Origin of the sequence: Kitasatospora sp. NPDC048540, assembly GCF_040651175.1 — a bacterium.
In the GTDB taxonomy this organism is placed as follows: domain Bacteria; phylum Actinomycetota; class Actinomycetes; order Streptomycetales; family Streptomycetaceae; genus Kitasatospora.
In genome coordinates this window covers 63,966-86,412 of sequence record NZ_JBEZIR010000005.1, presented here as the reverse complement: position 1 = coordinate 86,412, position 22,447 = coordinate 63,966, and the positions used below count along the sequence as shown (strand labels likewise).

20 protein-coding genes are annotated in these 22,447 nt (G+C 71.9%); 10 read left to right on the top strand and 10 right to left on the bottom strand.

Annotation, left to right across the window (positions count from 1 at the left end; genetic code table 11):
* Positions 1-52 precede the first annotated feature (52 nt).
* Positions 53-937 (top strand): class I SAM-dependent methyltransferase, encoded by an 885-nt coding sequence (locus tag AB0D08_RS04465; protein WP_359886176.1) that lies wholly within the window; start codon positions 53-55, stop codon positions 935-937.
* 81 nt (positions 938-1,018) lie between these two features.
* On the opposite strand, the gene AB0D08_RS04460 is transcribed toward AB0D08_RS04465, so the two are convergent.
* The gene (locus AB0D08_RS04460) at positions 1,019-2,299 is read right to left on the bottom strand and encodes a D-alanyl-D-alanine carboxypeptidase (RefSeq protein ID WP_082526847.1); all 1,281 of its coding nucleotides are present in this window, start codon (positions 2,297-2,299) and stop codon (positions 1,019-1,021) included.
* A gap of 139 nt (positions 2,300-2,438) precedes the next feature.
* Between AB0D08_RS04460 and AB0D08_RS04455 the strand changes: the two genes are divergently transcribed.
* Positions 2,439-2,684, top strand: a complete 246-nt coding sequence (locus AB0D08_RS04455; RefSeq protein ID WP_033822827.1) for an SCO4848 family membrane protein — start codon at positions 2,439-2,441, stop codon at positions 2,682-2,684.
* A gap of 81 nt (positions 2,685-2,765) precedes the next feature.
* Here the strand turns inward: AB0D08_RS04455 and AB0D08_RS04450 are convergent, their stop codons facing one another.
* The 4 genes from AB0D08_RS04450 to sdhC are packed head-to-tail and all read right to left on the bottom strand — an operon-like array spanning position 2,766 to position 6,194.
* Entirely contained in the window at positions 2,766-3,539 is a 774-nt protein-coding gene (locus AB0D08_RS04450; protein ID WP_033822826.1) for a succinate dehydrogenase iron-sulfur subunit, read from the bottom strand.
* Positions 3,539-5,281 carry a succinate dehydrogenase flavoprotein subunit gene (sdhA, locus tag AB0D08_RS04445; protein ID WP_033822825.1) on the bottom strand — a complete coding sequence of 581 codons (1,743 nt, stop codon included), beginning with the start codon at positions 5,279-5,281 and terminating at the stop codon, positions 3,539-3,541. The genes AB0D08_RS04450 and sdhA overlap by 1 nt, the downstream gene beginning before the upstream one ends.
* Positions 5,282-5,315: 34 nt before the next feature.
* Positions 5,316-5,807, bottom strand: coding sequence for a succinate dehydrogenase hydrophobic membrane anchor subunit (locus AB0D08_RS04440; protein ID WP_033822824.1), 492 nt, complete (start codon positions 5,805-5,807; stop codon positions 5,316-5,318).
* A 6-nt stretch (positions 5,808-5,813) separates the two neighbouring features.
* A complete protein-coding gene (sdhC, locus tag AB0D08_RS04435) occupies positions 5,814-6,194 on the bottom strand; it encodes a succinate dehydrogenase, cytochrome b556 subunit (RefSeq protein WP_033822823.1) in 381 nt (126 codons plus the stop codon).
* A 245-nt stretch (positions 6,195-6,439) separates the two neighbouring features.
* Here sdhC and AB0D08_RS04430 point away from each other — a divergent pair, with 245 nt between their 5' ends.
* On the top strand, positions 6,440-7,165 hold the full coding sequence (locus AB0D08_RS04430) for a hypothetical protein (RefSeq protein ID WP_359886175.1): 726 nt from the start codon (positions 6,440-6,442) through the stop codon (positions 7,163-7,165).
* A 188-nt stretch (positions 7,166-7,353) separates the two neighbouring features.
* Here AB0D08_RS04430 and AB0D08_RS04425 read toward each other — a convergent pair whose 3' ends face one another.
* The 3 genes from AB0D08_RS04425 to AB0D08_RS04415 all read right to left on the bottom strand — a co-directional run bounded on the left by AB0D08_RS04425 (position 7,354) and on the right by AB0D08_RS04415 (position 11,181).
* A complete protein-coding gene (locus tag AB0D08_RS04425) occupies positions 7,354-7,848 on the bottom strand; it encodes a 2-oxo-4-hydroxy-4-carboxy-5-ureidoimidazoline decarboxylase (protein ID WP_051813435.1) in 495 nt (164 codons plus the stop codon).
* Positions 7,849-8,217: 369 nt separating this feature from the next.
* Positions 8,218-8,976 (bottom strand): SDR family oxidoreductase, encoded by a 759-nt coding sequence (locus tag AB0D08_RS04420; protein ID WP_033822821.1) that lies wholly within the window; start codon positions 8,974-8,976, stop codon positions 8,218-8,220.
* Positions 8,977-9,093: 117 nt separating this feature from the next.
* A complete protein-coding gene (locus tag AB0D08_RS04415) occupies positions 9,094-11,181 on the bottom strand; it encodes a S53 family peptidase (protein ID WP_359886174.1) in 2,088 nt (695 codons plus the stop codon).
* A gap of 515 nt (positions 11,182-11,696) precedes the next feature.
* On the opposite strand from AB0D08_RS04415, the gene AB0D08_RS04410 reads away from it, so the two are divergent.
* The 7 genes from AB0D08_RS04410 (at position 11,697) to AB0D08_RS04380 (ending at position 20,357) form a co-directional block, all read left to right on the top strand.
* Positions 11,697-12,851, top strand: a complete 1,155-nt coding sequence (locus AB0D08_RS04410; RefSeq protein WP_033818509.1) for an amidohydrolase — start codon at positions 11,697-11,699, stop codon at positions 12,849-12,851.
* Positions 12,852-13,185: 334 nt separating this feature from the next.
* Positions 13,186-14,250 (top strand): BMP family ABC transporter substrate-binding protein, encoded by a 1,065-nt coding sequence (locus AB0D08_RS04405; RefSeq protein ID WP_033818503.1) that lies wholly within the window; start codon positions 13,186-13,188, stop codon positions 14,248-14,250.
* 284 nt (positions 14,251-14,534) lie between these two features.
* Positions 14,535-16,148, top strand: a complete 1,614-nt coding sequence (locus tag AB0D08_RS04400; protein ID WP_359886173.1) for an ABC transporter ATP-binding protein — start codon at positions 14,535-14,537, stop codon at positions 16,146-16,148.
* Between the two features lie 5 nt (positions 16,149-16,153).
* A complete protein-coding gene (locus AB0D08_RS04395) occupies positions 16,154-17,305 on the top strand; it encodes an ABC transporter permease (protein WP_033818504.1) in 1,152 nt (383 codons plus the stop codon).
* Entirely contained in the window at positions 17,302-18,570 is a 1,269-nt protein-coding gene (locus AB0D08_RS04390) for an ABC transporter permease (protein ID WP_033818505.1), read from the top strand. The genes AB0D08_RS04395 and AB0D08_RS04390 overlap by 4 nt, the downstream gene beginning before the upstream one ends.
* Positions 18,567-18,962 (top strand): cytidine deaminase, encoded by a 396-nt coding sequence (locus AB0D08_RS04385; RefSeq protein ID WP_033818506.1) that lies wholly within the window; start codon positions 18,567-18,569, stop codon positions 18,960-18,962. The genes AB0D08_RS04390 and AB0D08_RS04385 overlap by 4 nt, the downstream gene beginning before the upstream one ends.
* 117 nt (positions 18,963-19,079) lie before the next feature.
* Positions 19,080-20,357, top strand: a complete 1,278-nt coding sequence (locus tag AB0D08_RS04380) for a thymidine phosphorylase (protein WP_033818507.1) — start codon at positions 19,080-19,082, stop codon at positions 20,355-20,357.
* A 224-nt stretch (positions 20,358-20,581) separates the two neighbouring features.
* On the opposite strand, the gene AB0D08_RS04375 is transcribed toward AB0D08_RS04380, so the two are convergent.
* Complete coding sequence (locus AB0D08_RS04375; RefSeq protein ID WP_033818508.1) at positions 20,582-21,136, bottom strand: Uma2 family endonuclease; 555 nt, start codon at positions 21,134-21,136, stop codon at positions 20,582-20,584.
* Positions 21,137-21,175: 39 nt separating this feature from the next.
* The gene (locus AB0D08_RS04370) at positions 21,176-22,381 is read right to left on the bottom strand and encodes a hypothetical protein (protein WP_359886172.1); all 1,206 of its coding nucleotides are present in this window, start codon (positions 22,379-22,381) and stop codon (positions 21,176-21,178) included.
* Positions 22,382-22,447: the final 66 nt, after the last annotated feature.

The following is a 22,447-nucleotide window of genomic DNA, read 5'->3' as shown; positions in this document are numbered from 1 at the left end:
CACCGTGACCCGGTCCGGGCGAGCACACCCCGAAGGACGCCTGGAGACAGTCGTGACCAGTGCTGACATCACCACCGCCCCCCCGGCCGCCACCCGCACCCTGGACGACGTCCCGGGCTGGTTCTTCAAGGCGGACCAGGAGGTGTTCGGCTGGCTGCTCACCCAGCAGGCCCAGCGCGGCCGCACCGGTGACCTGCTGGAGCTCGGTGCGTACCTCGGCCGCAGCGCGATCCTGCTCGGCAGCCACCTGCAGACCGGCGAGACCTTCACCGTCTGCGACCTCTTCGACTCGGACGCACCGGACGAGGACAACTCCGCCGAGATGTCCATGTCCTACCGCAAGACACTCACCCGGCAGGCCTTCGAGGACAACTACCTGTCCTTCCACGACCGCCTGCCCACCGTGGTCCAGGCCCCGACCTCGGTCCTCGCCGACGGCCGGATCCCCGACCAGAGCTGCCGCTTCATCCACATCGACGCCTCCCACCTGTACGAGCACGTGGCCGGCGACATCCAGGTCGCCCGGGCCGCGCTGGCCAAGGACGGCGTGGTCGCCCTCGACGACTACCGGGCCGAACACACCCCGGGCGTCGCGGCGGCGGTGTGGGAGGCGGTCTTCGCGCACGGCCTGCGGCCGGTCCTGCTCACCCCGGAGAAGTTCTACGGCACCTGGGGCGACGCCGAGCAGGTGCAGCGCGACCTGCTGGGCCGCGACTGGCGGGCCGAGGGCTACCGGATGGACGAGGAGACCATCGCCGGGGTCCGGGTCTACCGCCTCGCCTACGACACCGTGCCCGCCGCACCGGCGACGGCCCCGCGACCGGCCCCGCCCCGCCGCTCCGCCACCCGGCGGCTCGCCCTCGACGTGCTGCCGCCGTTCGCCACCCGGGCCGCCCGCAGCGCCCTGCGCGCCGCCCGGGCACGCAAGGGCCACTGACCGGCCGGGACACTACGGGAAGGCCCCCGCCGGGCGCTCCGCCCGGCGGGGGCCTCCTACGTGTCGCGTGGGGTCAGGGGGTCAGCGGGCGCTGATCGCGGTGGCGCCGGCCGGGACCATGATCCCGTCCAGGGGCTGGGCCGCGGCGGCGGCGAGGGCCGCGGCGCGCCGGCGGCGGATCGCCCGGGCGCGCAGGGCGAGCAGGGCACCGGCCGTCATGCACAGCACGCCCGCGAGGGTGCCGGCCAGGCCCGCACCGCCCTTGTCGGCCGAGCCCGCCGGGACGGTCTGCGGGGTCTGCACGGGCTGGGCGATCTGGACCGGGTCGCGCTGGGCCGGTGCCGGCGAGGCGGCGGGCCGGGCGGGCTCCGGGGTCGGCGCGGTGCCCGGGTCCACCAGCCTGCCGACCGGGGTCACCTTCCCCGCCGCGGCGAAACCCCAGTCGAGCAGCTCCGCCGTCTCGTCGTAGACCCGCGAGCCGTTGTTCGGCCGCATCACGGTGACCAGCAGGGTCCGCCCGTCACGCACCGCCGCGCCGGTGAAGGTCGCGCCCGCATTGGTGGTGTAGCCGTTCTTGACCCCGATCAGGCCGGGGTAGCGCCCGAGCAGCCGGTCGGTGTTGGCGATGCCGAAGCTGCCGCGCTGGCCGCTGGCCTTGTCGAAGGCGCCCGGGAACTGGGCCTCCTTGGTCGAGCAGTACGCCCGGAAGTCCGGATTGCGCAGCCCCTCCCGGGCGAACAGCGTGAGGTCGTACGCGGAGGAGACCTGGCCGTCCTCGTCGTAGCCCTCGGGGGTGACCACGTGGGTGTCCAGCGCCCCCAGCCGCTGGGCCAGCGACTGCATCTGGGAGACGGTCTGCTGCACACCGCCGTTCATCGTGGCCAGCACCCGCACGGCGTCCGCGCCGGAGCTGAGGAACACCCCCCGCCACAGGTCGTCGACCCGGTAGTCCAGGTCCTCCTTGATGCCCACCAGGCTGCTGCCCGCCCCCATCCCCATCAGCTCCTCCGGGTCGACCTTGTGCATCGCCATCCGGTCCAGCCTGGGGAGTACCACATCGGCGAAGAGCATCTTCAGCGTGCTGGCGGGCGGCAGCTGCTGGTGCGCGTTGTACGAGGCCAGCACCTCTCCGGTGCCGCCGTCGGCGATCAGCCAGGACTGGCCGGTCAGGTCGCCGGGGAGCGCGGGTGCGCCCTCCTTCGGCATGACCTGCACGCCGGACCGGCCGAGCAGCTCACCGCCGACCGGAGGACGTTCAGGTGGCGGCCCGTCCTGCGGGGCGGCCACGGCGACGGGAGCGAGGCACAGCAGGCCGAGGGCCAGGGCCGTGCCGCTGTACGCGATGTGACGGACGCTCTGCATTGCGTGACCGTACCCGGCGGGGGCGCCGGTGGCCCGCCGCGCCGCCGCGGTCCTTCGAACGGGTGCCGGCGGCTGATCCGTCCGGCCGACTGCTCATACTGGCAGTCGGACCGCGACCACCCCGCCAGCAAGGACCGCCATGAAGCTCAGCCGCCCCGTCTCCTGGTTCCTCGCCGCCTTCGGCGTCTGGTCCCTGATCATCTGGAGCACCTTCGTAAAGAACCTCTGGAAGGACTCCGGCGGCCAGGCCTTCACCAACGGGGACCACTCCCAGCCGACCGCGTTCTTCTGGGTGCACCTGCTGCTCGCGGTCACCTCGCTCGTGCTGGGCGTCGGGATCGGCGTCATCGGGGTGCGCGGGGTGCGGGCGCTGAAGCGGGCCTGAACCCCGGCCCGGGAACGCCGAAGGCGGCGCCCACCGTCTCCACGGTGGGCGCCGCCTTTCGCGGTCCGGGGGACTCCCGGATCAGAAGCGGCGGGTCACCAGGGCCCGCTTCACTTCCTGGATCGCCTTGGTGACCTCGATGCCACGCGGGCAGGCCTCCGAGCAGTTGAAGGTGGTCCGGCAGCGCCAGACGCCCTCACGGTCGTTCAGGATCTCCAGGCGCTGCTCCGCGGCGTCGTCGCGCGAGTCGAAGATGAAGCGGTGCGCGTTGACGATCGCGGCCGGGCCGAAGTACTGGCCGTCGTTCCAGAAGACCGGGCAGGACGACGTGCACGCCGCGCACAGGATGCACTTGGTGGTGTCGTCGAAGCGCTCGCGCTCCTCGGCGGACTGCAGGCGCTCGCGGGTCGGCTGGTTCCCCTCGGTGATGAGGAACGGCATGACGTCCTTGTACGCCTGGAAGAACGGGTCCATGTCGACGATCAGGTCCTTGAGGACCGCGAGGCCCTTGATGGCCTCGACCGTGATCGGCTTCTCCGGGTTGACGTCCTTGATCAGGGTCTTGCACGCCAGCCGGTTGCGGCCGTTGATCCGCATGGCGTCCGAGCCGCAGATGCCGTGCGCGCAGGAACGGCGGTAGGTGAGGGTGCCGTCCTGCTCCCACTTGACCTTGTTCAGCGCGTCCAGGACGCGCTCCTTCGGGTCCATCTCCAGCTGGTAGTCGACCCACACCGGGTCCGCGTGCTCCTCCGGGTTGAACCGGCGGATCCGCAGGGTCACGGTGATCAGCTCGGTGCCGCCCGCCTCGGCCGCGTCCAGAGCGGCCGAGTGCTTCTCCACAGTCGGAGTGCTCATCAGTACTTACGCTCCATCGGCTGGTAGCGGGTCGTGACGACCGGCTTGTAGTCGAGGCGGATCGAGGTGGTGCCGTCCGCGGCAACCTCCTGGTACGCCATGGTGTGCTGCATGAACTTCACGTCGTCACGGGTCGGGAAGTCCTCGCGGTAGTGACCGCCGCGGGACTCCTCGCGGGCGAGCGCGGAGACGGCCAGCACCTCGGCCAGGTCGAGCAGGTTGCCGAGCTCCACGGCCTCCAGGAGGTCCGTGTTGTAGCGCATGCCCTTGTCCTGGATCGCGACGTTCTTGTAGCGCTCCTTGAGCGCCGCGATGTCGGTGACGGCCTGCTTGAGGGTGTCGCCGGTCCGGTACACCGAGGCGTTGGCGTCCATCGACTCCTGCAGCTCCTTGCGGATCTGCGCGACGGACTCGGTGCCGGTCGACTCGCGGAGGCCGTCGATCATGGCCTCGACCTTCTCGGCCGGGTTCGCGGGCAGCTCGACGTAGCCGGACTTGTCGGCGTACTCGGCGGCGGCGATGCCCGCGCGCCGGCCGAACACGTTGATGTCCAGCAGCGAGTTGGTGCCCAGGCGGTTGGCGCCGTGCACGGAGACGCAGGCGACCTCGCCGGCCGCGTACAGGCCCGGGATGATGTCCGTGTTGTTGGCCAGCACCTCACCCTCGACGTTGGTCGGGATGCCGCCCATCGCGTAGTGCGCGGTGGGCTGGATCGGGATCGGGTCCGTGTAGGGCTCGATGCCGAGGTAGGTGCGGGCGAACTCGGTGATGTCCGGGAGCTTGGCGTCCAGCTGCTCCGGCGGGAGGTGCGTCAGGTCCAGGTAGACGTGGTCGCCGTCGGGGCCGCAGCCGCGGCCGGCCCGGATCTCCGAGTAGATCGCGCGGGAGCACACGTCACGGGACGCCAGGTCCTTCATGACGGGGGCGTAGCGCTCCATGAAGCGCTCGCCGTCCTTGTTGCGCAGGATGCCGCCCTCGCCGCGGGCGCCCTCGGTGAGCAGGATGCCCATCCGCCAGATGCCCGTCGGGTGGAACTGGAAGAACTCCATGTCCTCCAGCGGCAGGCCGCGGCGCAGCGCCACCGCCTGGCCGTCACCGGTGAGGGTGTGGGCGTTGGAGGTGACCTTGAACATCTTGCCGGTGCCGCCGGAGGCGAAGACGACCGCCTTGGCCTGGAAGACGTGGATCTCGCCGGTGGCCAGCTCGTAGGCGACGACGCCCGCGGTCTTGCCCTCGTTGATCAGCAGGTCGAGGACGTAGAACTCGTTGAAGAACTCGACGCCGTGCTTGACGCAGTTCTGGAACAGCGTCTGGAGGATCATGTGACCGGTGCGGTCGGCCGCGTAGCAGGAGCGGCGGACGGGCGCCTCACCGTGGTTGCGGGAGTGCCCGCCGAAGCGGCGCTGGTCGATCCGGCCCTGCTCGGTCCGGGAGAAGGGCAGGCCCATCTTCTCCAGGTCGAGGACGGCGTCGATGGCCTCCTTGCACATGATCTCGGCGGCGTCCTGGTCGACCAGGTAGTCACCACCCTTGACCGTGTCGAAGGTGTGCCACTCCCAGTTGTCCTCCTCGACGTTGGCGAGGGCGGCGCACATGCCGCCCTGGGCCGCGCCGGTGTGGGACCGGGTGGGGTAGAGCTTGGTCAGCACGGCGGTACGGCTGCGCTGGGTCGACTCGATGGCCGCGCGCATGCCGGCGCCGCCCGCGCCGACGATGACGGTGTCGTACTGGTGAATCTGCATGGGGGTAGGTCGCCTCGTCCGGTTTCGTTACCGACTAGATGTTCGGGTCGAAGGTGAAGATCACCAGGGTGCCGAGGAGGACCGTGAAGACGGTCGTGACACCCAGGAGGCCCTTCAGCCACAGACGAGTGGCGTCCTTCTCCGCGTAGTCGTTGATGACCGTGCGCATGCCGTTGGAGCCGTGCAGCATCGCCAGCCACAGCATCAGCAGGTCCCAGAACTGCCAGAACGGCGAGGCCCACTTGCCGGCCACGAAGGCGAAGCTGATCTTCGAGACGCCGCCGTCGAGGACGATGTTGATCAGCAGGTGGCCGAGCACCAGCACCACCAGGACGACACCCGACAGGCGCATGAACAGCCAGGCGAGCATCTCGAAGTTGGTGCGGGTGCGGCGCGGGGTCCGCTTGGAGCGGGCCCGGGCCGGCTCGACCACCAGGGCGTCGGCGGGGTTGCCGGTGCCCAGGCCCTGGCCGGTGTGCGCCTGGAGGGAGGGGACCACCAGGTCGGCGGGAGTGTCGGTCGACATCGCGGATCAGCCCCCGAACCAGGTACGAAGCGTGTGCTGCAGGATCGGGTAGAACGCGCCGGCCATCAGGACGACCCAGACGCCGACGACGCTCCAGAGCATCTGGCGCTGGTACTTCGGGCCCTTGGACCAGAAGTCGACGGCGACGACCCGCAGGCCGTTCAGCGCGTGGAACAGGATGGCGGCGGTGAGGCCGTACTCCATCAGGTTCACGAGCGGCGTCTTGTACGTCGAGATGACGGAGTCGTACGCCTGGGGGGACACGCGCACCAGTGCGGTGTCGAGGACATGTGCGAACAGGAAGAAGAAGATGAGGACGCCGGTGACTCGGTGAGCCACCCAGCTCCACATGCCTTCCCGGCCGCGGTACAGCGTTCCAGCCGGCACGGAAAACCCTCCGGAAGCGGATTGGGGGCTCGGCCGGCTTCGGTGTCGGTCAGCCCGGCCGGGTACGGTCCACCGGCCGCCAGCATCCTATCGACGCCGTCCGGACAACCGCCCCCGGGGGCCTCAGGTGTGATCAAACAGGCACTCCCGGGCTAACGGCGCCGGGAATTGTCACTCTGAGTGGCCGATCGACCGCGCTAAGGTGCCCGGGTCCGCGCCGCACCCGCCTCCCGTCAGGACCACTCGTGCCCGACCGCACCGCCCGCCCGCTGCTGGGCGCCCTGCTGCTGCTCGCCACCGCCGGATGCACCACCGTCGCCCCCTCCGCCGACCGGGCGCCGGCCGGACGGGAGCTGGACGCGGCCGGGCTGCGGGCCGCCGCGCTGGCGGGGGCCGACCTCGGGCCCGGGTACACCGTGACCGTGATGGATCCCGGCCACGACACCGCCGCCGAGGGCCGGGAGAGCGCCGACGTCCCGGCCTGCCAGCCGGTGCTGGACGCCCTGGCCCCGGGCAAGGCGGCGTCCGGGCCCGCCGCGGAGACCGACCTGAGCGTGGTGCGGGACGGCCACCGGGACGCCGCGCTCTACACCGGGCTGCTGGCGTTCCCGGCGGGCCGGGCCGAGCGGCTGCAGACCGAGCTGGACCGGCTGCTGGCGCACTGCACGGCCTTCACCTCCGGGCTGGCCGCCGGGCCGGCCGGTGACCCGGCGCAGCCGGGAGGGCGGACCCGGCACCGGCTGGCCCGGGTCGACACGCCCACGCCGGAGGGAGCGGACGCCGCCACCGCGTTCACCCTGACGGATGAATCGGGGACGGTGGTGCTGGCCCAGCGGGCGCTGCTGGCCCGGGTCGGGACGGCGCTGGCGGTCTTCTCCACGGTCGGCGCGGGCCGCGAGCCGGCCGCCGAGCCCGACCCCGCGGTGGTCCGCGCCCAGCTGGCCAAGCTCCGCTCGGCCCAGCGGGGCTGAGCGGAGCGTCGAGCCCGGCGGGACCAGGGCCTGTCCGGCGGATCTTGTCGGATCGGCGTGCGGCGTCGGGCGCCCGTCCGGGCGTGCGCCCGAGTCGGCCTCGTACTGGACGTACTTGGGCGATTCGGGCGGGCGTCCAGGCGGGATGATCCGTCGTCGCGCGCCCGGCAAGGTCCGCCGGACAGGCCCTAGCGGGACGCCGGTGCGGAGTGGGTGGCGACCAGGTGTTCGAGGCGGGTGAGGGCGATCCGGCGCAGCTCGTCCGCTGCGGTCAGCCGCTCCTCGTCGGGCTCGTTGGCCAGCCGGGTGCGGATCGAGGTGAGCACGGTGTCGAGCATCTCCTCGGGCACCACGCCCTCCAGGCAGACCACGAAGACGTGGCCGAACCGGGCCTCGTACGCGGCGTGGGCGGCCCGCAGCGCGGTGTGCGCGGCCTGGCTGCCGGGGGCGCGCATGCCGAGCAGCGGCTGCGGCATCCAGCTCTCGTCGGCCAGCGCCTCGGCCAGGTCGGCCGGGCGCAGGTCGTAGGAGGCCTCGCTGGCGGCGGCGAGCAGGGACTCTATGTCGGGGTACGGGCGGTGGGCGGTGAGCCGGAGCGCCCAGCGGTGGCTGCCGCAGCAGGCCAGCAGGGCCTCCTCCGCAGCACCGGCGTCGGCCTCGTTGAAGCGGTGAAGCCCGAGCAGGGACGGTGCCGTCCGCGCGTCGAGACGCTGCGGCGGGATGTCGCTGGCCAGCGGGTCCTCCTCGTGAGGGCGGGAAGGGCGGTGCCGGGCCGTGGGCGAGCGCGGGCAGGCCGGGGCACCGGTGAACCGTGATGGCAGAGACGAAAGTAGGGCTGGCTGAGGGCAGGGAGTACCTGGGCGAAAGGGGTCGGGCCGACCGGTGGCGCGCCGGGCCGAGCAGCGGCACCACGGTAGTTGAGGCCTCATCAGTTGGGCAGAGGGCGCGCAGAATTCACTCGAACGAGCTATCAAGTTGTGACGTTGACACCTATGTGTCAGCGGACCGGGACGACCCGGGCACCGCGGTGCCCGGGCCGTCCCGGTGTCGCCTCACAGTTCGCGGTGCACCTTGTGGTTGGCCGCCTGGGCGCGCGGGCGGACCACCAGCAGGTCGATGTTGACGTGCGCGGGCCTGGTCACGGCCCAGGAGACGGTGTCGGCGACGTCCGCGGAGGAGAGCGGCTCGGCCACGCCCGCGTACACCGCGGCCGCCTTGGTCTCGTCGCCGCGGAACCGGGTCACCGCGAAGCCCTCGGACCTCACCATGCCGGGGGCGATCTCGATCACCCGGATCGGCTCGCCGACCAGTTCCAGCCGCAGCGTCGCGGCGATGGTGTGCGCGGCGTGCTTGGCCGCCACGTACCCGCCGCCGCCCTCGTACGCGGCCAGGGCGGCGGTGGAGCTGAGCACCAGCACGGTGCCGTCGCCGGTGGCGCGCAGCGCGGGCAGCAGCGCCTGGGTGACGTTGAGCACGCCGATCACGTTGACCTCGTACATCGCCCGCCAGTCGGCCGGGTCGCCGTCCTCGACGCTCTCCGCGCCGATCGCCCCGCCGGCGTTGTTCACCAGCACGTGCACCGGGCCGACCTCGGCGGCGAAGGCGTCCACCGCGGCCCGGTCGGTGACGTCCAGCGGGTACGCCCGGGCGGTGCCGCCGGCCGCCGCGATCTCCTTGGCCAGTGCCTCGATCCGGTCGGTGCGCCGCGCGGTGACCACCACCTCGAAGCCGTCCTGGGCCAGCCGGCGGGCGGTCGCCGCGCCGATCCCGCTGCTGGCACCGGTGACCACGGCCACCTTGTGCTCGGTCATTGCCACTCCTTGAGATGTCCGGGGTGCCCTGTGCCCCGCATCATCTCAAGGGCGCCCGCCCGGACGCCGGACGGCCCCGGCGCGCGGGTGCGCACCGGGGCCGTCCGAAGGGGCCGGTCAGTGGCGGGGCAGCTTGAAGGACTTGAAGAAGTCCTTGCCGGGGGTGCCGACGCCGGTTGCGGTGTCGTAGCCGCAGGTGGCCTTCAGGCCGTAGTCGGAGGCCAGCTTGTACAGGCGCACCCGCAGCGAGCCGCTGACCACGCCGAGGTCGACCACGTTGCCGAACTTGGTGTGCACGGCGGAGTCGTTCACGTCGCGGAAGGCGTCGCTGTGGGCCCGGTCGTAGATGGCCGGGTTGGCGAAGCCGATCGCCCGGCCGCCGCGCACCTCGATGGCGTCGGCGATCATCGCCGCGTACTCCGGGGAGGAGACCGAGGTGCCGCCGTAGCCGCCCTCGCTGTAGGTGCCGCCGGCGGTGAAGCCGACCAGGGTGGCGGCGACCAGGTCACCGCTCATCGCGACGTCCGGGGTGGCCCGCAGCGGGGTCGCGGACTTGGTGCCGTCGGCCGCGGTCTTCGCGATCGAGTCCGGCACCACGCCGTGCTGGTACCAGGGCTGCGGGAAGTCCTTGGAGACGCCGCCGCCACCGCCGAAGTAGAAGAAGCCGGGGTACGGGTCCCAGGACTTCTGGTCGGCGGAGAGCACCGAGCGCTGGTCGCCCATCGAGACCTCGTGGCCGTAGCGGCCGGCCTTGTTGTCCAGCTCCAGCGCGGTGCCGCCGACCGAGGTGACCCACGGCGAGGCGGACGGCCAGTCGGCCTGCGCCTGGTTGCTGTCGGCCTGGCAGTTCACGCCGGTGGCCGCGGCGCCGGGGGAGCTGTCCCCGCAGTCGCCGCTGGAGAAGGTGAAGCCGATGCCCTGGACGGCACCGAGCTGGAACACCTGGTTGTCGGCGGCGACCACGGCGGGGTCGATGTCCCCGCTCTTGCCGTGCATGATCTCGCCCCAGGAGTTGGAGACCACGTCGGCCAGGTGCTCGTCGACGACCTTGGCCATCGCGGCGTTGAGGTCGTCGTCGTAGCAGGAGTTGGCACCCACGTAGGTGACCTGGGCGCCGGGCGCGAGGCCGTGCGCCATCTCGACGTCGAGCGCCTCCTCGCCGGCCCAGCCGTCCGGGCCGCCGCAGTCGTCCTGGTGCACCCACTTGTCCGGGGTGACGACCTCGCGGTACTGGCCGGCCGCGAACGGCTGGTCGCCGTGCACGGTCGAGAAGTGGTTCGCGTCCTGCTCCATGGTCGGCAGGCCGTAGGCGTCGATGATGGCGATCCGGGCGCCCTTGCCGGTGACCTTGGCGTCGGTCACGCCGTAGGCCTTGCGCAGCTGGCTCGGGGTGTACGAGCAGGGCGCGAAGGGCTCGTTCTTCTCGTAGCCGTCGGGCGCGCCCTTGGCGGTCTTCGAGCCGTAGCCGTCCTCGGAGCAGGTCGGCTCGGTCGGCAGGGTGGCGGCCGGCTTCTTGTCCGCGGTGACCCCGCGGGCGGCGAAGGCGGTGGCGGCCTGCGCGTCGGCCTTGGCCTCCGCGTCGCGGACGGATATCGCGTGCGAGACGTTGGTCTGCGTGCTCGTGCTGATCCCGCCCACCGCGAGCACCGAACCGGACACCTGGGCCGGCAGGGTGACGTCGGCGGCCGGCGCCCGGCGGCTGGAGCCGTCCGGCGTCCGGTAGGTGTGGAAGGCGGTGCCGAGCGCCTTGGCCAGCGCGCCCGTGCTGCCGGAGACCTGGAGGTAGTGCGGGGTGCTCTCGCCCACGGTCAGCCCGGCCGAGGTGAGCCAGGAGGTGACCGCCGCGACCTGCTCGGGGGTGGCCCCGAACCGGGCCTTGGTCTGCTCGGTGGTCAGGTACTGCCCGTAGGCGGGGGAGGACGGGTCCGAGAGCTGCCGGGCCAGGTCGGCGAGGCCCTTGGCGTCCCGGCCGGCGAGGTAGATGCGGGCGGTCGCGGGGGCGGAGTCGGCGACCGCACCCTGGTCGGCCTGCGCGGTGGCCCAGGCCGGGTGCGTCCCGGCGAGCTGCCGGGCGGCGGGCGCCGCGCCGCCGTCGGCCGGGGTGGCGGCGGTGGCCGGGGCGGCCACCGCGAGGGTTCCCAGGATCAGCGCGGCGGCGGGTGCCGCGGCGTAGGCCCGGGAGAGCCGGTTGCGTGCTGCTGGCACGTCGGGTCCCCACTTCTCGGATCGATGGACCGTCAGGTGACCCTTGTGAGGGCATGACGGACCGGGCCGACGACGGATGATCCGTCGCCGGCGCGGAAGTTGACTGTGCGCTAGCTGTTTATTCGGACTGTTGTGCGCAGCTCAAGAGCGCATCCGAAAGCTTTGCCCGGACATGACCGCGGGGAGGGGAAGCCGTTGCCGAGCGGGGCGCCGCACCAGTCGCCCCGGTCACACCCGTCACCGTGTCCGTCCGTCCGGGCGGTCGTTGCACAGGGCGGGGATCTGTCGGGGAAGGCGGCTGAAACGAGATGTCATACCCAGTAGCGCGTTCGGTATGCACCCATCCGGGGACGACTTCCGGGGAAGTCGGGCCAAAAACCCTCCACCGGCCTAGTCTTGTTGAGGTGAACGATCCTCAGCCCGCCCGCCGGGCCGCCCTCGCCACCGCCGACGACCGCGCCCCGGCCGGTCCGGGTCCGGACCTCCGCGCACGGGTACGGGTCTACGAGGCCGAGCTGATCGCCTTCCGGCGGGATCTGCACCGCCACCCGGAGCTCGGGCGCCAGGAGTTCCGTACCACCAGGCTGCTGCGGGAGCGGCTGGTCAGAGCGGGTCTGGAGCCCCGGGTGCTGCCCGGTGGCACCGGCATGATCGTGGACATCGTCCCGGACGGCACTCCGTCGGGCACCCCCTTCCTCGCCTTCCGCGCCGACATCGACGCGCTGCCGATCGAGGACGCCAAGACCGAGGCGCCCTACCGTTCCACCCTGCCCGGGCGGGCCCACGCCTGCGGCCACGACGTGCACACCGCGGTGGTGCTGGGCACCGCGCTGGTGCTGGCGGGCGCGGCCAGGACCGGCGAGCTGGAGCAGCCGGTCCGGCTGCTCTTCCAGCCCGCCGAGGAGGTCATGCCGGGCGGCGCGCTGGACGTGATCAAGGCGGACGGGATGGCCGGGGTCGGCCGGATCTTCGCGGTGCACTGCGACCCGAAGGTGCAGGTCGGCCGGATCGGGCTGCGGGTCGGCGCGATCACCTCGGCCTGCGACCGGCTGCTGCTGGGGCTGAGCGGCCCCGGCGGCCACACCGCCCGGCCGCACCTGACCACCGACCTGGTCACCGCGGTGGCCCGGATGGCCGCGGAGCTGCCGGCCGCGCTGGCCCGCCGGATGGACCCGCGCTGGGGGGTGAGCCTGGTCTTCGGCCGGATCGCGGCCGGCTCCGCGCCGAACGTGATCCCGCAGCAGGCCGAGCTGGAGGGCACCGTGCGCTGCCTGGAGCTGGCGGGCTGGCGGGAGGCGCCCGAGGTGCTGCACGAGCTGATCGGCCGGATCGCCGAGACGCACCGGGCCAAGTGGGAGCTGGACTACCACCGGGGCGTCCCGCCGGTGGTCAACGAGCAGGAGTCGATTGCCCAGCTGGACGCCGCGATGACGGCCCGGTTCGCCGGCCGCGGCCCGGTGGTGGAGGACACCGAGCAGAGCCTCGGCGGCGAGGACTTCTCCTGGTACCTGGAGCACGCACCGGGGGCGCTGGCCAGGCTCGGGGTGCGCGGTCCGCACGAGAAGGGCGTCCGGGACCTGCACCAGGGCGACTTCGACGTGGACGAGCGGGCGATCGGGGTCGGCGTGGAGCTGTTCGCCGCGCTGGCGCTGGGGCACGGCCGGGTCTGAGACGGCCGGCGGGTGCACCCGCCGGCCGGTCACCCGCTGTAGGTGCCCGGACCGGCGGTGTTCGAGTGGCCGAGGCCCGTGGTGAGGGCCTCGGCCCTTGGGCGGCGCGGCTTGTGACGGCCGGGGCCGGTTGGGCATAGGGTGGTTGTCCGGTATCACTCGGTAGTGACATTCGGTTGAACAACTGTGGCGCTATGTCCGGATTCATCCTGAAGTCGGACCACATTTTGATAACAACCCGAATGCCCTGGCAGGCCGTAACCCAACCGTGTTCTACGCGCGTTACGGTGGCGCTCGACCACGCCAAACGGGTGTGTGAGAAGGAGATAATCCCTTGCGCCGTTCACTCAAGCTCGCCGCGGTGATGCTCTCGGGTTCCCTGGGCATCGCTTCGCTCGCCGCCTGCGGCGCAAAGAGCACCGACAGCACTTCCGCTTCCGCCGGCGCCTCCGGCTCGTCCGGCATCAAGGTCGGTATGGCCTACGACATCGGCGGCCGTGGCGACCAGTCGTTCAACGACTCCGCCGCCCGTGGTCTCGACAAGGCCAAGGCCGAGCTCGGTGTCCAGGTCAACGAGGCCGAGGCCAAGACCGGTGAGGCCGAGTCCGACAAGGAGGCTCGCCTCAAGAGCCTGGTGACCGCGGGCTACAACCCGGTCATCGCGGTCGGCTTCGTCTACCAGGACGCGGTCAACAAGGTCGCCAAGGACAACCCGAACGTCAAGTTCGCGATCATCGACTCCGCCTCGGCCGACCAGCCGGCGAACGTCACCTCGCTGACCTTCTCGGAGCAGGAGGGCTCGTACCTCGCCGGCGTCGCCGCCGCGTCGAAGAGCAAGTCCCACCAGATCGGCTTCATCGGTGGTGTCCAGTCCGAGCTGATCAAGAAGTTCGAGGCCGGTTACACCGCGGGTGCCAAGTCCGTCGACCCGAACATCGTCGTCGACGTCACCTACCTCACCACCCCGCCGGACTTCAGCGGCTTCAACGACCCGGGCAAGGGCAAGGAAGCCGCCCAGGGCCAGCTGGACAAGGGCGCGGACGTCATCTACGCCGCGGCCGGTTCCTCCGGCGCCGGTGCGATCGAGGCCGTCTCCACCGCCGGCAAGTGGGCCATCGGTGTCGACTCCGACCAGGCCGCCCAGCCCGCGCTGGCGAAGTACAAGGACCACATCCTCACCTCGATGGTGAAGAACGTGGACACCGCCGTGTACACCTACATCAAGTCGGTCAAGGACGGCAGCCCGCTCACCGGTGTCAAGAACTTCGACCTGAGCGCCCAGGGTGTCTCGCTGGCCACCACCGGCGGTCACATCGACGACATCCAGAGCAAGCTCGCGGACGCCCAGAAGGCGATCACCTCCGGCGCCACCAAGGTGCCGACCGCCCCGCAGAGCTGATCCCGGTCCCGTCTCCCGCCGCCGCCTGCCCGGCGGCGGGCTGACGCCCGACTCGCAGCAGGGGAGGGGCCCGGCAGGTACGCGAAACCGCGTACCGACCGGGCCCCCTCCCGTCCCCGCCCCTGATCTCTCCAGATCTCTCCTGCGCAACGACGCGCCCGACGACCACCCAGGAGATCGCCATCACCGCTTCCGACCCCACCCCCAGCACGGGCGGCAGCCCCAGCGCGGGGACGGCGACACCGGCCGTCGAACTGCGCGGCATCACCAAGCGCTTCCCCGGTGTGGTGGCCAACCACGACATCGACATCACCGTCCGGCGCGGCACCGTGCACGCGCTGATGGGTGAGAACGGCGCCGGCAAGTCCACCCTGATGAAGATCCTCTACGGCATGCAGAAGCCGGACGAGGGCACGATCAAGATCAACGGCGAGCTGGTCGAGTTCAGCACTCCCGGCGACGCCATCGACCGCGGGATCGGCATGGTGCACCAGCACTTCATGCTGGCCGACAACCTGACGGTCTGGGAGAACGTGGTCCTGGGCGGCGAGAAGCTGCACGGGATAGGAGCCAAGGCCAAGGCGAAGATCAAGGAGATCTCCGACCAGTACGGCCTGGGCGTGCGCCCGGACGTCCTGGTCGAGGACCTCGGCGTGGCCGACCGCCAGCGCGTCGAGATCCTCAAGGTTCTCTACCGCGGCGCCCGCATCCTGATCCTCGACGAGCCGACCGCCGTCCTGGTGCCCCAGGAGGTCGACGCGCTCTTCGGCAACCTGCGCGAGCTCAAGGCCGAGGGCGTCACCGTCATCTTCATCTCGCACAAGCTGCACGAGGTGCTCGCGGTCGCCGACGCGATCAGCGTCATCCGCCGCGGCACCACGGTCGGCGACGCCGACCCGAAGACCGTCACCGCCCGCCAGCTCGCCGAGCTGATGGTCGGCGCCGAGCTGCCCTCCCCGGAGAGCCGCGAGTCCACCGTCACCGACGTCGAGATGCTCCGCGTCGACGGCCTGCGGATCGCCAAGGCCGACGCCGAGGGCGTCGAGCGCGTGGTCCTGGACGACGTCTCGCTGCGCATCCGCAAGGGCGAGGTGCTCGGCATCGCCGGTGTCGAGGGCAACGGCCAGGCCGAGCTGGTCGAGGCCATCATGGGCATGCTGGCGCTGGACGCGGGCACCGTGACCCTGGACGGCCAGGACCTCACCCGCACCCTCACCCGGGCCCGCCGCGAGGCCGGCATCGGCTACATCCCCGAGGACCGCCACAAGCACGGTCTGCTGCTGGAGGCCCCGCTCTGGGAGAACCGGATGCTCGGCCACGTGACCGAGACCCCTAACTCCAAGGGCTTCCTGCTGGACCCGGCCGGGGCCCGCAAGGACACCCTGCGGATCGTCGAGGAGTACGACGTCCGCACCCCCGGCATCGAGGTCACCGCGGCCTCGCTCTCCGGCGGCAACCAGCAGAAGCTGATCATCGGCCGCGAGATGAGCCACGAGCCCAAGCTGCTGATCGCGGCCCACCCCACCCGTGGTGTGGACGTCGGCGCGCAGGCCCAGATCTGGGAGCAGATCCGGGTCGCCCAGCGCGCGGGCCTGGCGGTGCTGCTGATCTCCGCCGACCTGGACGAGCTGATCGGCCTGTCCGACCACATCCGGGTGATCTACCGCGGCCGCCTGGTCGCCGACGCCGACCCGGCCACCGTCACCGCCGAGGACCTGGGCACCGCGATGACCGGTGCGGCCAAGGGCCACATCGAGTCGGACGCCGAGGCGCTGGCCGAGGCGCAGGCCCTGGCCGCCGAAGGCACCGAGGCCGCCGAAGGCACCGCGGTCGAGTCCGCCACGGACACCCCGGCCGAGCCCACCGAGACCGCCGACGACCCGCAGGCGGGGGAGTAACCCACATGACCAGTCCCACCCCCGCCAAGCGCCCGCTTGGCCAGCGGTTCGACCTGGAGCGCATCGTGCTCGGGCTGGCCGCGCCGGTGCTCGCAGTCCTGCTGTCACTGGTGATCTGCTCGCTGCTGCTGCTGAGCTCGGGCCGCGACCCGTTCAAGGCGTTCGACGTGATGTTCACGTACGGCACCGCCTCGGACGGCCAGGTCCAGATCATCAACAAGGGCGTCACGTACTACCTGGCCGCCGTGGCCGCCGCCTTCGGCTTCCGGATGAACCTGTTCAACATCGGCGTCGAGGGCCAGTACCGGATCGCCGCGCTGTTCACGGCGTACATCGGCAGCCAGATCGACCTGCCCGCGTTCATCCAGATCCCGCTGCTGCTGGTCACCGCCATGCTGGCCGGTGGCATCTGGGCCTCGATCGCCGGTGTGCTGAAGGTCTACCGCGGTGTCAGCGAGGTCATCTCGACCATCATGCTGAACGCGATCTCGCTGGCCGTGGTCGGCCTGCTGCTGGTGCCCGGCATCTTCGCGCCGAAGACCGGCAGCTCCAGCAACTCCATCCAGACCGCGCCGATCTCCCAGTCCAGCCACTTCTTCTCGATCGAGACGGCCGGCGGCACGCTCTGGGGCTTCTTCATCATCGCGATCCTGGTCGGCGTGGGCTTCCAGCTCACCCTGAACCGCACCCGCTTCGGCTTCGACCTGCGCGCCACCGGCCGCTCCGAGAGCGCCGCCCAGGCCTCCGGCGTCAACGTCAAGCGGATGGTCCTGACCAGCATGGCCGTCTCCGGCGCGCTGGCCGGTCTGATCGGCATGCCGACCCTGCTGCAGAGCTCGTACACCTACGGCACCAGCTTCCAGCAGGGCCTGGGCTTCACCGGCATCGCGATCGCGCTGCTCGGCCGCAACAGCCCGATCGGCATCGTCTTCTCGGCACTGCTCTTCGCCTTCATGGACGTCACCGCGGTGCAGCTGCCGCTGCAGGGTGACTTCCCGCAGGAGATCGTCGCCGTCATGCAGGGCACCATCGTCATCTGTGTCGTCGTCGCCTACGAGCTGGTGCGTCGTTACGGCCTCAAGCGCCAGCAGCAGAAGGTCGGCGCCGAACTCGCCGCGCAGGCCGCCGCGGCCGCCAACAAGGAGGTGGCCGCATGAGCACCGCAACCTCGACCCGGCCGAAGTCGCCGGGCAGTGCCCCCGCCAAGAAGTACAAGATCACCTGGCCGGTGGTGCTGCTGCTGATCGCCGGCGCGCTGCTGCTGGTCTCGATCGTCGCCACCATGACCGGCAACCACGGTCTGACCGCCTCCGGCCAGATCACCGCCGCCCTCGGCGCGGCCGTGCCGATCGCGATGGCCGGTCTCGGCGGTCTGTGGTCCGAGCGGGCCGGCGTGGTCAACATCGGCCTCGAAGGCATGATGGTCGCCGGTACGTTCTGCGGCGCCTGGGCCGGTTACCTGGTCAACCCGTGGGTCGGCCTGCTGGCCGGAATGGCCGGCGGTGCGCTCGGCGGTCTGCTGCACGCGATCGTCACCGTCACCTTCGGCGTCGACCACATCGTCTCCGGTGTCGGCATCAACCTGCTGATCCCCGGCATCTGCGCCTACGTCAACAAGATCTACTACAAGGACTACGTGGCCTTCGGCGCCGGTGCGAACCAGTCGCCGCCGGCCGATTCGCTGCCGAACATCACCATCCCCGGCCTGTCGCCGTGGCTGGACACGATCGAGGCGCACCACTGGTTCCTGGTCTCCGACATCGCGGGCATCGCGGGCGGCCTGGTCACCAACCTGTCCGTGGTGATCGTGATCGCCGCCGCGCTGCTGGTGCTGAGCTACTTCCTGCTCTGGCGCACGGTCTTCGGCCTGCGGCTGCGCTCCTGCGGTGAGAACCCGACCGCGGCCGAGTCGCTGGGCGTCAACGTCTACAAGTACAAGTACATCGCGGTCATCGCCTCGGGCGCGTTCGCCGGTCTCGCCGGTGCGTACCTCTCGCTGGTCGCCTCCCACTTCTACAAGGACGGCCAGACCCAGGGCCGAGGCTTCATCGGTCTCGCCGCGATGATCTTCGGTAACTGGATGCCGGGCGGTCTCGCCATGGGCGCCGGCCTGTTCGGCTTCACCGACAGCCTCCAGCTGCGCGACGCGGACAACGTGCACGTGCTGCTGATCATCGTCGCCGTGGCGATGGCCGTGGCGGCGCTGTGGCAGTCCTACCGCCGCAAGTACACCCCGGCGCTGATCAGCATCGTGGTGGCCGGCGCGCTGTCGGTCTGGTACGCCACCACCGACTCGGTGCAGCGCCCGCTGATCGTGGCCACCCCGTACGTGATCACCCTGGTGGTGCTCGCGGCGGCCTCGCAGCGGCTGCGTCCGCCGAAGGCCGACGGCCAGATCTACCGCAAGGGCCAGGGCAAGTGACGGCCCCGGCCGCTCCCGACTGGGAGGCGCTGCGCGCGGCGGCCCGCGACGCGATGTCGCGCGCCTACGCCCCGTACAGCAAGTTCCCGGTCGGCGCGGCGGCGCTGGTGGACGACGGCCGGACCGTGACCGGCTGCAACGTGGAGAACGCCTCGTACGGACTGGGCCTGTGCGCCGAGTGCGGCCTGGTCTCCGCGCTGTACGCCGGCGGCGGCGGCCGGCTGACCGCCTTCACCTGCGTCGACGGCGCGGGTGAGCTGCTGATGCCGTGCGGGCGCTGCCGCCAGCTGCTGTTCGAGCACGGCGGTCCCGAACTGCTGGTCGAGCTGCCCTCCGGGGTGAAGACCATGGCCGAGCTCCTGCCCGACGCGTTCGGGCCGGAGCGGCTCTAGCAGCTCCGTTTGTTACGCGCGTAGAGTGTCGCGTGAGCGGCCCTGACCGGGCCCTCCCGCGACACTCTTCGCTTTTCTCCCGCACCTGAGTACGTGCCCCACCCTCTTGGAGAACCAATGGACGCCCCCTCCGTCATCCGGACCAAGCGTGACCGCGGCGAGCTGACCGACGCCCAGATCGACTGGGTGATCGACGCCTACACCCGCGGCGAGGTCGCCGACGAGCAGATGTCCGCGCTCGCCATGGCGATCCTGCTGAACGGCATGAACCTCCGCGAGATCAGCCGCTGGACCGACGCGATGATCCGCTCGGGCGTCCGGATGGACTTCTCCGCCCTCGGCGTGCCCACCTCCGACAAGCACTCCACCGGCGGCGTCGGCGACAAGATCACCCTCCCGCTCGCCCCGCTGGTCGCCGCCTGCGGCGCGGCCGTCCCGCAGCTGTCCGGCCGCGGCCTCGGCCACACCGGCGGCACCCTGGACAAGCTGGAGTCCATCCCCGGCTGGCGGGCCCTGCTCTCGAACGACGAGATGATGGACGTGCTGCGCGGCTCCGGCGCGGTCATCTGCGCCGCCGGCGACGGCCTGGCCCCCGCCGACAAGAAGCTGTACGCGCTGCGCGACGTCACCGGCACCGTCGAGGCGATCCCGCTGATCGCCTCCTCGATCATGTCCAAGAAGATCGCCGAGGGCACCGGCGCGCTCGTCCTGGACGTCAAGGTCGGCTCCGGCGCCTTCATGAAGAACCTGCCCGACGCCCAGGAGCTGGCCCGCACCATGGTCGGCCTCGGCAAGGCGGCCGGTGTCAACACCGTCGCCCTGCTCACCGACATGTCCACCCCGCTCGGCCTCACCGCGGGCAACGCGCTCGAGGTCCGCGAGTCGGTCGAGGTGCTGGCCGGCGGCGGCCCCGCCGACGTGGTCGAGCTGACCCTGGCGCTGGCCCGCGAGATGCTCGCCGCCGCCGGTGTGCACGGCAAGGACCCGGCCGACGCGCTGCGCGACGGCTCCGCGATGGACCACTGGCGCCGCATGATCTCCGCCCAGGGCGGCGACGTGGACGCGCCGCTCCCGGTCGCCCGCGAGCAGCACGTGGTCACCGCGTCCTCCTCCGGTGTGCTCACCGGCCTGGACGCGTACGCGGTGGGCGTCTGCGCCTGGCGCCTGGGCGCCGGCCGCGCCCGCAAGGAGGACCCGGTGCAGGCCGGCGCCGGTGTGGAGATCCACGCCAAGCCGGGCGAGACCGTCACGGCCGGTCAGCCGCTGCTGACCCTGCACACCGACACCCCCGAGCGCTACGACTACGCGATGGAGGCGCTGGCCGGCGGCATCACCATCTCGCCGGAGGGCACCGCCTTCACCCCGAAGCCGATCGTGCTGGACCGCATCGCCTGATGCCGTGAGCACACCGTGCCCGGGCCGCCCTCGCCGTGCGGCCCGGGCACGGTGCTGTGCGGGGGGGCCAACCGGGGACGGTGCCCACGCTGCCGCTGCTCGAACGGCCGGCGGGGGCACCGGAGTCGGAGCTCGACAGCCACGTGGTCCCGGGGGCCGCCGCCGAGGTCCGGTTCCACTCGTCGGCGGCCTGGCGGCCCGGTTCCCGCGGGCCCCGAGCGGGGTCAGCCGTACGTGCGCAGGCCGGTGGTGTCGATCGTCCACGGGCCGACCGGCACGGTGTCGCCGAACGTGAACTTCTCGCGCGAGGTGTAGCCGGGCCGGGAGTGCACGATGCCGGTGCCGTCCCGGGGGTCGACCAGCAGGTAGAGGGGGATGCCCATGGCGGCGTAGTCGCGGACCTTGTCCTCGTAGTCGTTCTCCGGGTTCGACCGGGAGACCACCTCCATCACCAGGACGACCTGGTGGGGTTGCAGGGCCCGGCCTGCCTCCTCCATCGCGGCCTCCGGGAAGACCATCAGGTCCGGGTTCCGCAGCCGCCCGAGCCCGGCGTCCTCCAGGTCCGCGCCGCCGTGGGCGAGGTGACCCGGATGGGTCCGGGGGAGCTGCTCGTTGAGCTGCCGGGCGATCCGGATGACCGCGAGTTCGTGCTGCTTCACGGGTGACATCATCATGACGATCTCGCCGTTGGCGATCTCTATCTTGCTGATCCCCGGGACCTGCGGCAGCTGATCAGCGATCTCGCGCAACCGGGCATAGACAGCCGGATCGGTGCTCATGCCAGGAGCGTAGCCGGGCCGGGAGGTGCCGTCCCGGGTTCAGGGGTGGCGGGCCGCGCCGGAGGTGGGGGAGAGCTGGAGGCCGGAGACGTCCACCGCCTCGAAGTCCTTGCCGCTGAAGGCGCCGAGGCGGGCCAGTGCGGTGTTGTCCCAGCGGTCATCCTGGGTGCCGCTGACGTACCAGGCGGAGCCGTTGTCGGCGACGATCGCCCCGTACGTCTTCAGGGCCTGGGCGACCGCCTTGGCCTGCGGCGGGAGCTTGGAGATGTCCACGCCGGCCTTGAGCCGCAGGCGCAGGCCCATCGGCGGCAGACCGGTGTCGGTGCTGCTGGACGCCTGGTGGCGGGCCGGCCAGAGGTAGGCGGCCTGGCTGCGGGGGACGGTGATCCGCAGCGCGTGGTCGATCACGCCGGTGGCCGCCTCGTCGTAGCGGGCCAGTCCCGGCAGGATCGGCAGCCCGGCCGCGTCGGCGGAGGTCCGGCCGGCCGGGCGCAGCGCGTTCGAGCGCAGGTCGAAGACGGCCCCGGAGCCGGCCTTCCAGCCGCCGCCGCCCTGCGGGTGGGCGTCGTACAGCTCGTATACCTTGCACGCGGCCTTGTCCAGGGCGATGACGTGGCGGTCGCCGTCGGCGTTCGGACCGCCTTCCACCAGCGCTCCGGCCGGGATCGGGTACGGGCCCGGGTCGCTCTCGTCGGCGTACTCGAAGGTGACCTTGGCGGTCGCGGTGCCGGCCGTTACCGAGGTGACCGGGATGCCGAACGGCGCGCCCTCCCAGGTGCCGGAGCCGAAGTCGGCCTTGAGGTGCTTGTCCGCGCCGATCGCCGTCACGTACGCGGCGGTGCGCGGCGAGGCCGGGAGGGTGTCGACCCGGGTGCGCCAGATCGAGTCGGCGGGCGCGACCGGGCAGCCGCCCAGGTCGGCGGCGCCGCCCGCGGGCGGGGGTGAGGCCGCCGGGGAGGTGGGCGCGGAGGCGGGCGGGGTGCTCGGGGCCGGGGCGGCCGGGGATTCGGCCGGGCCCGCGGCGGCGGCGCTCGTCGGGGGAGGGCCGGCCGGTGCGGTGGGGCCGGTGGTCGAGGAGGACGAGGCGACCGCGGCCGAGTGGTCGGGCCGGAGGGCGACCGCTGTCAGCGCGGCGGCGGTGCACAGGGCCAGTACGCCGGCGATCACCGGGCCGCGGCGGGTGCGACGGCCGCGACGGTTGCGCGGGGTTCGGCGGCGCTGCTGGGCGGGGGTCTCGGGATGCACGCGGGTCACGTCTCTCGGTCGGGGCCGGACGGCCGGACGGCCCGGGACGCGGCCCCCGCGCGGGTG